Source organism: Bacillus sp. FJAT-45350, assembly GCF_002335805.1.
GTDB lineage: Bacteria > Bacillota > Bacilli > Bacillales > NISU01 > FJAT-45350.
In genome coordinates, this window is the sequence record NZ_NISU01000001.1 from 1824196 (window position 1) to 1837001 (window position 12806).

Consider the following 12806-nt stretch of genomic DNA (forward strand, 5'->3'; position numbering starts at 1 on the left):
GATTTCTTGTATAAAAGACTATTTAGGAAGTTGAATGCAAATAAAGTCCGAGCAAATAATGAATACGAGTTTACACTTAGCCCTCAAATTGAGGAAACCGTAGCGTCCGTGAAGAGTATCATCGGAGAAAGTGATGATATTGTTCAACGAAAATTCTTAATTGGTAAGAAGTTTAAAGCAACTTTATTCTATATAGATGGCTTAGCTGATGAAACTGCAATTCAAGAAAATATCATTAAACCTCTTATCTACTTTTCAGAGGAAGGTATAAAGAATTTAGATGAAGAACAAACACTTCTGCAATATCTAGAGAACGAAGTCGTTACATTTGTAGAGCTTTCTGTTGTAACATCATTTGATTCTGCCATGCTTCCTTTTATGTCTGGAGAAACCCTCTTAATTATTGATGGGATCCCTAAACTAATTTTATTTGAAACTCGTAGCTTCAATCAAAGAGCGATTGAAGAACCTGTGAGTGAAATTACTGTCCGTGGTCCACGTGATGGTTTTAATGAAGTATTGCATACGAACGTTATGTTACTTAGAAGGAGAATCAGAGATCCTAACTTAACTATTCAGTTTGGACAATTAGGACGAAGATCAAAACATGATTTCGCACTAGTTTACCTTAAGGGGGTTACAAATGAAGATTTAGTTGAGGAGATGCGCTATCGTATTTCATGCATAGATACAGATGATGTAGCTGAAACAGGTAACCTCGAACAATTTATTGAGGATAGCGTCTGGTCTCCCTTTCCTCAGCTACTGAGGACAGAACGACCTGATAAAGTTGTGTCACATCTACTGAACGGTAAGATAGCTGTTGTTATGGATAATACGCCCTTTGTATTATTGGCTCCCGTAACATTTGAAGAATATTTTAAATCACCAGAAGATAATTACGACAGATGGCACATCGGTACACTATTACGAACTTTACGATATATAGCAGCTTTTATTGCCATATTTCTTCCTGCACTTTATATTGCAATGGTTTCATACCATCAAGGAATGATTCCCACTACACTAGCACTATCCATTGCTGGTTCACGTGAAGGTGTACCTTTTCCTGCATTTATTGAAGCATTTCTAATGGAAGTAACGATTGAATTGCTACGTGAGGCAGGAGTTCGTTTACCAGGGCCTCTAGGTCAAACGATAGGCATTGTCGGAGGCCTTGTCATTGGTGATGCAGCTGTACGAGCAGGTATCGTTAGTCCGATAATGGTTATTGTCGTAGCTCTAACGGTAATTGCTTCTTTTGCGTTACCTGCATACAATATTAGTATCACATTTAGAATGATACGCTTTGGAGTTATGCTCGCAGCAGCTAGTTTTGGCCTTTTCGGGATTGTAATTATGTATATTTTAATTAATACTCACTTAGTCGGTTTACGAAGCTTTGGTAGTTATTACACATCTCCCTTCGCTCCTTATCAGTTTTCAGACTGGCTTGATTTAGTTATACGTGCACCAGTATCGTTACAGAAAAAGAGACCTGCTGAGCCCAAAACGAAAGATACGAATAAGCAGGCTTAACTATGTTTTTGCTCAAAAATAATGCTGTGCAATTATCCATTGCACAGCATTTTTCTGCTTATTTACTTGATTCTGACTCTTCAGAAGAAGAATGTCCCTCTTCTTTTTCAGCAGCAACTTCTGCTTTTGCTGCACTCGTAGCTTGATCAAAATTTGCTACGTTTCCACGAGATACATAGCTCTCTAACATCGCTTTCAAATCCATACCTGTACTTTCTTTCAAGCTTTCCTGTAAACCTAGCATTGTTTTGGTTACATTGTTTGTTATTTTTGTGACACCTCCACTTGAATCTGAACCACCCATATCTATGACCTTCATTCCTTCTATTTTAGAAAGTGGTTGGGCAATTTCATGTGCGTACTTAGGAAGCATATTGATAAACATTTCGAGAACAGCTGCTTCTCCGTATTTCTCCATCGCTTGTGCCATTAGCTCTTTCGCTTCTGCCTCTGCACGTCCTCGTTCTCTAATAACTTCCGCTTCAGCAAGACCTTTTTGCTTCTCTATTGCAGCTTTTGTTTCCCCATCAATACGAGATTTTTCAGCTTCTGCTTCCGCTTTTGCTTTAATATCATACGCATTTGCGTCAGCTAACGCTTTACGACGCTTCTGTTCTTCTAGCTCCAACTCAACCTGTCGCTGACGTTCTATAAATTGAACCTTCATCTCTTCTTCTTTTACTTGTTGTGCTAATTTTGCTTTTTCTAACTCATAAGACTGCTCTGACTTTGCTCTTGCACGTTCTGTTTCTTCTTTAATTTGCGCTTCTTTAATATCCTTTTCTTTCTTAGATTCCGCAATAGCTGTTAAACGGATATTCTCTTCCTTTTGTGCTTCCTGGTCATTTTTCGCTTTGTAAATGCGTGTTTCCTTCTCAGCATCCGACTCTGCCATTTCCGCTTTCTTACGTATTTCAGCGATACGCGGACGCCCTAAATTATCTAAGTATCCATTTTCCTCATCTGTATCTCGTAAATCATCTAACCCAAAGGACGTAATTTTGAAGCCCATATTATCTAGTTCTTTCTGTGCAATTTCTTGAACCTGTAGATTAAAGGATTCACGATCATTATTAATCTCTGTTACAGTCATCTTTGAAAGTATTGCACGTAAATTCGTGCCAAGAACCTTTGATACTTCATCCTCAATTTCAGATTGCTTCTTCCCTAAAAACTGCTCAGCGTAATTCGCCACACCAATTAATGTGTCAGATATTTTCACTGACGTAATCGCATCGGCAATAACTGGGACACCTTGTGAAGTATACACTTTCGGTGTTGTTAGCTTAATTTGAAAGGAATTTAAATCTACTGGTGTACACGTTTGAAATAGCTTTAATCGAATCCCACCACCACGAACAATTTTCAAGCTTCTCCCATTGTCATCAACAAATATTCGTGAGTCATTCTCTGGATTACCTAAATTGGGTCCTGTAATAATGAGAGCTTCATTTGAACTTGCCGTCTTATATCGCTTCTTAAAAATGAAGAATCCAATCCCCGCACCAATCAATAATAAAAAAACTAAGATTCCAAGGACAATTAACCAAATAATGCCCATCATAAAAACATCACTCCTAAATAAAATTCAAGGGAAGCTCAAATGTAAATTCTCCCCTTGTTCTACTAATATCTACGAGCCAAAACTCAAAAAGTTTCATTTCTTTTAATATTTATTCAAATTTTTAGAGAAATACCTAGACAAGCGTCGAATCTTCTTTTTTTCCGTTAGCGTTGTTACTTCATAAAACTACAATAAAATTCGGTATGTGAAATTTATTTTTCTTTATCAATACCAATAATCGCTAATAAGAACAAGTGTATGATCATGTGTGGTGAACTTCGAATGCTGTACGAATTCCTGATTCAACTGCCCCTTCAATCCAAGCAGGACTAGTCGAAGTGTGCTCCCCTGCAAAGTGAATCCTTCCTTCTCGATTTGCGATATAAGGTGAAATTCGACTTATATCTTCATTTTTGAAGAAAGAAAAGCCACCTGATATATAAGGGTGTTGCATCCAACTAATTGAAACCCCCGTTGTAAATTTATCATATACGACATTCCCATGTATTTTCGCTAGAACATCCAATAAATTCTGAACTCTATCCTCTTCTATTTGACTATCCCATGGTAATGAATCAGCACCTAATGTATAACTTCCTGTAATTATTGCAGGACCTGCTGTTCCTAGTCCTTAACCCGGATAATATGTAAATCTACTTGGAAGATCTGTTATTGTTTGACCACCAAACATTCCTTCTTTTTCCCAAAAGCGCTCTTTAAACTCTATCCCGACTTTTGTTGCTGGTAAATAGCGGTGGTTGCGTATTGCTCTCCATTTATTATTTGTAAAGTACTGTCTATAACACTTAAAATGTTATATTCCGAAATGCCTTGGATATTAGACAAAACCTTTATCTTTTCTGCAGCACCAGATGATAATTGTTTACCGTATGGATTGTGTAGAAAAAAAGTGTCAGTAGAGTACGAATCCAATTCGCGTACCAAATCTTTTTTTTCTTAAACGGTCATTGACGAAAGGAACGGTGTAAGGAGCTCTTCAATTAATTCATTTATGGTTTTTCCCTGTTCATGAGAGTCTAGCCGATATCCAAGAGAATCTGGATTTTGTTCATAAAAAAATCTACTTGTCTTATACCCATTGACATAAATTACATCATTTAAAGTAGTACTTATGAAAGGATGAGTTTTCAACTTATGTTTTTTAATGTACTCCCCAACCAGCTTATGATTAGTTGAAATACGAAAAGCACCCGCATCAAAATACAGGCCTTCAGAGAAAGGTTTACGAATTGTAAAGATTCGTCCCCCTACTCTTTCATCTGCTTATAAAGTTACATTATGTCCAGCCTCTTTTAACAAGGATGCTGCAACTAATCCAGATATTCCTGCACCTATAATGATTACTTTTTTTGGATACGATGTTTTTTCTAATCCATTACGAATCACCCTCGTCATATCCTCTAGCTTCAAATGCATACGCATTCTCCTCCTTCAATTAAGTCGTAACAAGATAACAAATTGTCTATCTTGATTATTTATATGAAAAGAAGAGCACTAATGAACAGTAAGATCCTGAACAATCAATAAACTAATCAAAAATCCCCCTTAGTTTTCTGATACATTTTCAGTACCGATTACTAAGGGGGATTTTAATTACGGTTAAACTCCATTGAAATTTCTATTCTATTGTAAATACTTTCGTTAATCTTGTTAGTTCAAATAATTCCTTAACGTCACCTTTTAGGTTTTTGATCGTAATGTCTCCACCGTTTTGAACCGCTTTTTTCTGTATTCCGATTAATACACCAAGACCTGAGCTATCGATATAGGTTACTGGCCCTAAATCAACAATAAAGTCTTTATGCCCCTTTTCTAAATAAGGCGCGAGCTTTTCTCTTAAAATTGTTGCACCTTCTACATAAACCTTCCCTGATAAGCGTACTTGAACAACTCCATTTACTACATTTATTTCTGGTAACATTCTCTTATCCCCTCTCTTACACTCTAAAGCTTTCGACTGTTTCTTTTAATTCTAATGCAAGGGCACTAGATTGTTCAGCACTAGCAGCTACCGTTTGCATTGAGGCACTCGATTGTTCTGTTGCCGCCGCTACTTCTTCTGCATTGGCAGCAGTGTTCTCAATAACACTTGCTAAACGATTTATTACTTCTATAATTCTTTCAGACGTTGCCACTTCTGAATCTGTCACTTCTTCTATTTCTTTGATTTCTTTTACAGTTTGATCGACAGCTGAGAGAATATTCTCTAATGCTTTTCCAGCACTTGTTACTGAAATAACACCTTCGTCTACTTCTAACCGGCTTTGCTGAGTCACTTCAACTGCATTTTTTGTGCTTTGTGACACTTTACTTACCAACTCTGCAACCTGGCTAGCACCACGATTTGATTGTTCAGCTAGCTTACGTACTTCATCAGCTACAACTGCGAAGCCTTTCCCTGCTTCACCAGCACGAGCTGCTTCAATTGCAGCATTTAAGGCTAGTAAGTTTGTTTGGTCAGCTAATTGTGTAATCGTATCGGTAATGACACCAATTTCCTTTGAGTATTTATCAAGAGTGGCAATCATGTCTTCTGTTTCTTGAGTTTTTAACTTAATTGATTCCATTCTAGCAATCGTATCATTCACAGTTGCAGTACCTTCATTTGCAGCAGATAAGGTAACTCTCGAGCTATCTGTAGCAGAATTCGCCTTTTGCTTTGCAATTTGAATTAAAGATGATAATTCAAGTAAAACAGTTGTAGCATCAAGTGTTGATTGATTTCCTTCCTCTGCATCAGCTGCAACCTGTTGCGTATTTGTTGAGATTTCATCAATTCCAGCTGTTACTTGTTCACTTGATGCAGCTAGCTCCTGAGAAGTTGCTGCCATATCGTCTGACGCTCTTTGGACCGTTGTAACAATTTTACGAAGGTTAACCGTCATATGATTGAACGTACTTGCTAACTCACCAATTTCGTCTTTGTTTTTAACGATTATATCTTCTCCTGTTAAATCCCCATTAGCCACTCTATTTGCCTTATCAACTACCTTTTGAATTGGCATTGTAATGTTTCTTCCTGAAATAACCCCAATTGCGATAGATAAAATAATCGCAACCACAATAAAGATAATTAAGATGATAAGTGCATTATCGTAGGCTTTTTGATTCTTACTCATAATATCTTCTGCCACAGATAGATTAACAGTCATTAAACTTTCAAGATTTTCTGAGGCTGCTGTAAATGGAACTCCACCAGCTGCAAGACCTGCACTAGCACCCTCAAAATTCCCACTTCTAACTAGAGCTATATTACTTCTTACAATGTCACTAAACGCATTCCAATTTTCTGTAAATTCTTCAAAAACAACTCGTTCATTTGGATACATATGTTGTTCATCATAATGTTTAATATATTCTTGAATTTGTTCTAAATTGCTTTCAGCCCTATCAACAAAGGATTCATCTTCTCTTAATACAGAAGAAACCATATTTACCCTTGTATTTTCTGCTAGCCTACCAATATTGGCTACATCTCCCATTGATAGAAGTCGTTCTTCATACATTGTTTCACCGTTTTTATTCGTTTGGCCTATTGCGATGATTGCATAGACTCCTAGCCCAATTAGTAGCGCTACTATTACTAAATAAGATAGGATTAACTTAGCTGTAATCTTCATTATTAACTCTCCTTGTTTTCTTATATCTTACCTTCTTTAACTAGCTTCCTTTACTAGCATCACTTCAGTTCCTTGGCGATTAAATATCATATAATCGGCAGCAGCATCCATAATCAGAAGACCTCTACCACTTTCATCATAGAGCTTTTCATCAAAAAGATTTTCTTCAGACTTTCTTAGTTTTTGTAATTGCTCATTGCCTGGAAACCCTTTACCGGCATGCATGACCCTAACGATACATTTTGAGTTTATGTTTCTTATTTTTAAAGTAATTGGACTGACTTCTTCATTAGCATTTCCGTGTTTTATCGCATTGTTTATTGCTTCATTTACGGCGACTTCCATTAGAAAATGATTATCTGGTAAAGACTTTTTTATAAATTCAGCTAATGACTCACGAATTTTTTGATATCCCACAAGACCTGAAAATTGTACTTCAAAATGCTCCAATGTTCCGCCCTCCTTTTTTAGAATCTATTTAATCTCAATACATACTGCTGAACAATCATCATGACAACTTTCCAAATGCGTTAGTTCATATAAGCCCTTAATAGATTCTTTCATTGTCGGTCGCTTAACAAGAAAGTCTTTAGGCAGAATATCTAGTAAACCATCACTTAAAAAGAGGAAATAATCTCCTTTATTAATAGGTACAGTTTGTTGCTCAAACGATACTTCACTCAAAATCCCTAGGAATGTACCCTTTACTTTATGAACTTGACCACCATTATTTGTTTTTGATCCAAAGTAATTAATACCTGCAGCTGTATAAGTCAATGACATTGACTTAAAGTCAATTTCGAAAAAAATTGCAGCAACAAATGAATCATCACTAAAATATTTTAGCGATTCCTTATTTAACCATTCAATCTGTTTATTCAAAGGTACATTCATAGCAGTCATTTGATGAAACAATACCCGTACAGCAGAGGATTGAATTGCTGTTGATAAACCGTGACCCATAAAATCCATCACAAAGCCCGTAAGCTTTTGCTCGTGTCTATTAAACAAGTAATCGTAGAAATCACCGCTCACATATCGTTTCGGTCGATATATAGTCTTAATTTCAAACTGATCCTCTGTAAGCTCGGATGGAAGTAAGTTCTTTTGAATTTCACCTGTCAAAATGACATCCTTTTTTAGCTCTTCTTCCTCAGTGATGTCTACAAAGACACCAATAAAGTTCATGATCTTTCCTTTATTATCTTTAATAATATTAATTGTTAAGTGCTGACAATAAATTTCTCCGTTTTTTCTCCGATTCCAAATTTCACCTTGCCAGCTTTCTTCACTTCGTATTGCTTGCCACATTTTTATATAAAAATCTCGTTCATGAATTCCTGAGCTTAAAATATTTGGCTTTTCCCCAATTACTTCTTCCGGTACATATCCAGTCACTTTTGTAAAAGCCTCATTTATCGATAAAATCTTCCCACGTTCATTAGTGATTACAATTCCATCTCTAACATTTTGATAAGCTTTATCAGCAAGTAGTAAATCTCGCTCTGCTTGTTTTTGTTTCGTAATTTCCCGACCGATAATAAGCAAACCCTTTCGCGACTTTCCAGTTCCATACATTGGTATTTTCTTTATTTGATAAACATGTTCCTTATGATCGCTATCACAAATTGCTATCTCAAATTGAATCGTCTTTCCTTCATTCCAAGCTCGTTTATCTGATTCCTCACAGGTTAGAAGCATTTCATTCGTAAAACTTTTACTAATAGAAGCAATCTCTAAAGAGCACTTCCCCTTATAGTCATCTTCATTCAACTGGAATAATTCAAGACCTGACTTATTTACTTTTACCCAGCGCCCTTCACCATCTTTATGGATCAAAACGTAAGGGATAGTATGAAATAGTGTTGTTACATTCACTTCGGCAGTTTCCAAATTTCTTCAACCTCCCTCTATAAATATTGATATATCAACGGTTTGACCCGTTTGTGAGGTGTCAAAAAAATATTTTTCGACACGGCCTCTAACAGTAATTTAAAATTATGTGAAACTATTCCAATCTATGGGTGCGCTACGCGGTCACTACTGGATATTAATGTAAGTAGCGTTGAAGAAATATACGATGCACCATGGATCTCTGCGTAGCTTATGATGACGTACCCTCCCATGTCTCTGGGCATCTGTGTGCCTACATTCCTTCGTTCGGTCTAGTCATAAGGCAGAGGCTAGCGAAGCTCCTTTAGGGACTCTAGGTCGAATGGTGAAAATAGTGCCAGCTTCTCCGTGTCATCCAATTGTCTAGTTCATTCAAGGAGATGCAGACTACATAGCCTCTTCGAGACTAGGTACATCCCTCATCATTCTTTGTGCATCGAATGCTTTATGCTTCGTACTGATTCCATGTAATACTTTTAATAGTTTTCCGCAAAGGACCACAATTGATTGTTTCTTTCGTAACGGGTTGACTGTGCGATTTGTGTAATATTCATGTAGTTTACGAAAGGCTTCGTTATGACGGATCATTGGCATCATCACTCGAAACAGGAGGGCGCGTAGCTTCCTTCTGCCTCGTTTAGAGATACGTTTTTGACCTTTGTGCTGCCCAGACGAATTTTCACGCAATGTGAGTCCCGCGAGTTTGATAAGTTGGCGTGGATCCTCATAATGTGAAAAGCTGCCGATTTCAGCTAATAGATCAACGATGGTAGTGTCTCCGAGTCCATTAACTGTTGAAAGCCATTCATATTCTACAGACGTTTTGACGAGCTCAACTAAGCTTTGGGTGATGCTTTCAATTTCTTGTTCTAATTGGTGATAACGTTGAACGAGTGTGGCAATTTCAAAACGGGCCATCTTACGTCCTTCTGTTACTCCAATCGAGTGAGCTGCGACTTCAATGAGACGCACAGCTTTGGGCTTCTGAGGAGATTTCATCCCCTCTACTTGACGATACATCACAAGTAATTCATCAGGTTGTTTTTGGTAGAGATCACTTGGGAATGGCGTACATTCGAGTACGGCCAAAGCCATCTTTCCGAAAGAGGGAAAGACTTGAGTGAATTCAGGAAAATAGCGGTCCAACCAGCGAATCATCATGTTTTTAACGGCTCCCAGTTCCTCCGTCAACTTACTTCTAAACGTTGATCCGACGCGAAGTTCAGCTTCGACATCTTTTAGAATACGAGGATAACTAAAACGTCCGTCTTTTAATAGTCGAGCAATCACTAGCGCGTCTTTACGATCATGCTTTGTAGGCAGATTGTCATCTAACTCCTTTGAACGCTTAACGTGCATTGGATTGGTCATGACAAGCGGAATGCCTCGTTCCTCAAGAAAGTAGGCTAAGTTTAACCAATAATGGCCAGTTGGTTCAATTCCTACTAGAACTTCTGTTTTTCCATGCTCTCTTAATGCTTTGAGAATTCGATCATAAAATGACTCAAACCCTTGATGTGACTGTGTAATAGAGAATGATTTCTGGAGTATCCGTCCACGGTCGTCAACAAAGCAGGAGAAATGTGTACGCTTTGCGATGTCGATTCCGACAACGAGGGTTTCTTCAGTGACTTGATTTATTTTCTGATTTTGTTTAAAATCCATTGTGGAGTCCTCCTTGGTTACTAAATTAGGGGTCAATTCGTCCAGATTTGACACCCCGTATCATACCAAGAGGGCTCTTTTTTGTTCAAGTCCCCGAAAAACCTTCTAACAGGAATGCTCCTTTCTAGTAAACATTTATTTATGTGCTATTAACATTCATTTATATGTATAGTTCAATTATAAATATTTCCAACTATTACACTGTGATTTTTATCACTTTTTGGTCTTCATTAGCAAAAAAAGTTCTAACAAATTATAGTCAATAGTTCCTAGTTTTTATTAAACTACAAAAGAATTATACACATTGTACAGTGAAAATCATATAAAATTCCGAAAGTCTAATTTCAGTCTAAAAACTGATATATTTTAATATTCAAAGTAAAAACTTCCTATTTTCATCAAATTTTCGTCAAATACTTACCAAAGATGGAAGAATATTATTAGAACTACTTTTCAGTTAAATTATCCAATGTTATGATAGACACATGTAAAATAAGGTAAGAGGTGTAAAAATGATAGGACAAAAGCACTTCAAAAAAATAGTCGATCACATTCCAACAAGTTGTGCTTTACTACAAATGATTTATAGCGATAAAAATGAAATATGTGATTACCAATTTTTATACACAAATCAAATGTTTTTGAAACATTTTTCACTAACAGAAGATGAAGTTAGCGGAAAATCTATCTCAGAATGTTTAAGTGATATAAATATAGACACAGCTTTTGGCCCTTGCGTAACGGACAATACAGAATGTACTTACCAAGTTATAATTGACCAACGACCATTTCAGCTAAAATCTATCTTACTAGAAAAGGATATTATAGTTACATATTTTCATTTAGAAGAAGTTAAAAATAATCAGCTTAATCTCACACCTGAGACGATTAGTAAAATGCAAACATTTCTAGACCTTATTCCAAATCCACTCTTTTTTAAAGACTCTAAAGGAGCTTATACAGGGTGCAATAAAGCTTTTGAGATTTTTACCGGAAAAAAAAAGGAAGAGACGCTTGGAAAGACGGTCTATGAAATTAGTACGAAAGAAATTGCTGATGAGTATTATATAAAGGATAAAGAGCTGTATGATAGTGGAGGAACACAACGGTATGAATGGAAAGTAAAGGACAAGGAAGGTAACACTAAAGAAGTTCTCTTTAACAAAGTTGCTATTCCTGAGGGTACTGGGAATGCAAAAAGTATTGTAGGCGTTGTCTCTGACATTACGGAGATAAAAAAATACCAAAAACAACTAGTACAAGTTATTAATGAAAGAGCAAAAGTAGAGCAATCGTTACGAAGAGCAAAAGAGGAAGCAGAGCGAGCAAATAATGCGAAATCAGAGTTTCTATCTACGATGAGTCATGAAATCCGCACACCGATGAATGCAATAATTGGAATGGCAGACCTTCTAGAAGAAATAGTAGAAAAGGAAGAAGCCGTTTCGTATATTAAAACATTGAAGAACAATGGGAAAAACCTATTAAATATTATCAATAATGTTCTTGATTTATCTAAAATCGAAACTGGTCATATGAGTATTCTTGAAGAAAATTTTAACCTATACCAAATAGTTGAATCCATAAGCGACACATTTAAGTTTTTAGCTGAGAAGAAAAATCTAGCACTCTACACTACTATCTCTGATAGTGTCCCAGAGATGATCAAAGGTGACAAATCAAAGATCGAGCAAATCTTCGTGAATCTTGTCAGTAACGCGATTAAGTTTACTGATGAGGGTCACATTACAATTGGAGCCAAGGCTTTAAATGACGGGGATAAAGATGTTCTTATCTTTTCTGTTGAAGATACAGGTATAGGAATAGCACCTAATAAAAAGAAGTATATATTTGAGTCCTTTACCCAAGTGAATAATCCTAACTCTATGCTTTATAGTGGTACGGGATTAGGCCTATCGATTTCACAAAAGCTCGTCAATTTATTAGAAGGACAAATTTGGGTTGAAAGTAAGTTAGGAAAAGGCTCTACGTTCTACTTTACAATACCACTAAAAAAGGTAAAAAATAGTCCTACCTTTACTAATATTCTTACTCTAAAAACAAAAGGTAAGCTTTATACGCAAAACACTGAAACAAATAAACAAAAACGCATTCTACTTGTTGAAGACTATTTAGATAATCAGTTACTTATTCTGGCATTTCTTAATAAAAGTGCGTATGAAGTAGATGTAGCGGAAAATGGATTAGTTGGCTTTCAACAATTTGTAAGAAATGATTATGATGCAATCTTAATGGATATCAAGATGCCGATAATGGATGGGTATACTGCCACAAGAAAAATTAGAAATTGGGAAAAGTCCAATGGTAACAAACGTATTCCGATTTTTGCAATTACTGCTCATGCTTTACAAGGAGACAGAGATAAGGCACTCGAATCAGGCTGCGATCACTACCTTACAAAGCCAATTAAGAAACAAGTGTTACTAGATGCCCTAGATAGTGTTTTATTTAATAAAAATAAAAGCTAGAAAGCCCGTGTTCGG

Annotated in this window: 9 protein-coding genes and 3 pseudogenes; 2 read left to right on the forward strand and 10 right to left on the reverse strand. The window is 36.4% G+C overall.

Translation table 11 applies throughout. The features are described 5' to 3' along the window. The first annotated feature begins 6 nt into the window (after positions 1 to 6). Positions 7 to 1539, forward strand: coding sequence for a spore germination protein (locus tag CD003_RS09180; protein ID WP_096200826.1), 1533 nt, complete (start codon positions 7 to 9; stop codon positions 1537 to 1539). Positions 1540 to 1597: 58 nt separating this feature from the next. Here CD003_RS09180 and CD003_RS09185 read toward each other — a convergent pair whose 3' ends face one another. From CD003_RS09185 to CD003_RS09215, 10 genes and pseudogenes are all read right to left on the reverse strand, one after another. Further along, positions 1598 to 3100 carry a flotillin family protein gene (locus CD003_RS09185; RefSeq protein WP_441296621.1) on the reverse strand — a complete coding sequence of 501 codons (1503 nt, stop codon included), beginning with the start codon at positions 3098 to 3100 and terminating at the stop codon, positions 1598 to 1600. A gap of 265 nt (positions 3101 to 3365) precedes the next feature. Further along, a pseudogene (locus CD003_RS22275) lies at positions 3366 to 3875 on the reverse strand (flavin monoamine oxidase family protein); the annotation flags it as partial. 185 nt (positions 3876 to 4060) lie between these two features. Then, positions 4061 to 4375: pseudogene (locus CD003_RS22280) on the reverse strand (FAD-dependent oxidoreductase); the annotation flags it as partial. 12 nt (positions 4376 to 4387) lie between these two features. Next, entirely contained in the window at positions 4388 to 4540 is a 153-nt protein-coding gene (locus CD003_RS22285; RefSeq protein ID WP_257008286.1) for an NAD(P)-binding protein, read from the reverse strand. A gap of 202 nt (positions 4541 to 4742) precedes the next feature. After that, on the reverse strand, positions 4743 to 5045 hold the full coding sequence (locus CD003_RS09195) for an STAS domain-containing protein (RefSeq protein ID WP_096200828.1): 303 nt from the start codon (positions 5043 to 5045) through the stop codon (positions 4743 to 4745). Between the two features lie 16 nt (positions 5046 to 5061). After that, a complete protein-coding gene (locus CD003_RS22630) occupies positions 5062 to 6009 on the reverse strand; it encodes a methyl-accepting chemotaxis protein (protein ID WP_373558563.1) in 948 nt (315 codons plus the stop codon). Further along, positions 6004 to 6744, reverse strand: a pseudogene (locus tag CD003_RS22635) (MCP four helix bundle domain-containing protein); the annotation flags it as partial. The pseudogene CD003_RS22635 and the gene CD003_RS22630, both read right to left, overlap by 6 nt. Before the next feature lie 36 nt (positions 6745 to 6780). Continuing rightward, positions 6781 to 7194 carry an ATP-binding protein gene (locus CD003_RS09205; RefSeq protein WP_179295497.1) on the reverse strand — a complete coding sequence of 138 codons (414 nt, stop codon included), beginning with the start codon at positions 7192 to 7194 and terminating at the stop codon, positions 6781 to 6783. A 24-nt stretch (positions 7195 to 7218) separates the two neighbouring features. After that, on the reverse strand, positions 7219 to 8637 hold the full coding sequence (locus tag CD003_RS09210) for a PAS domain-containing protein (RefSeq protein WP_096200831.1): 1419 nt from the start codon (positions 8635 to 8637) through the stop codon (positions 7219 to 7221). Positions 8638 to 9024: 387 nt separating this feature from the next. Continuing rightward, complete coding sequence (locus CD003_RS09215; RefSeq protein ID WP_096199813.1) at positions 9025 to 10302, reverse strand: IS110 family transposase; 1278 nt, start codon at positions 10300 to 10302, stop codon at positions 9025 to 9027. Between the two features lie 512 nt (positions 10303 to 10814). Between CD003_RS09215 and CD003_RS09220 the strand changes: the two genes are divergently transcribed. After that, a complete protein-coding gene (locus tag CD003_RS09220) occupies positions 10815 to 12791 on the forward strand; it encodes a PAS domain-containing hybrid sensor histidine kinase/response regulator (RefSeq protein ID WP_096200832.1) in 1977 nt (658 codons plus the stop codon). The last annotated feature ends 15 nt before the right edge of the window (positions 12792 to 12806 follow it).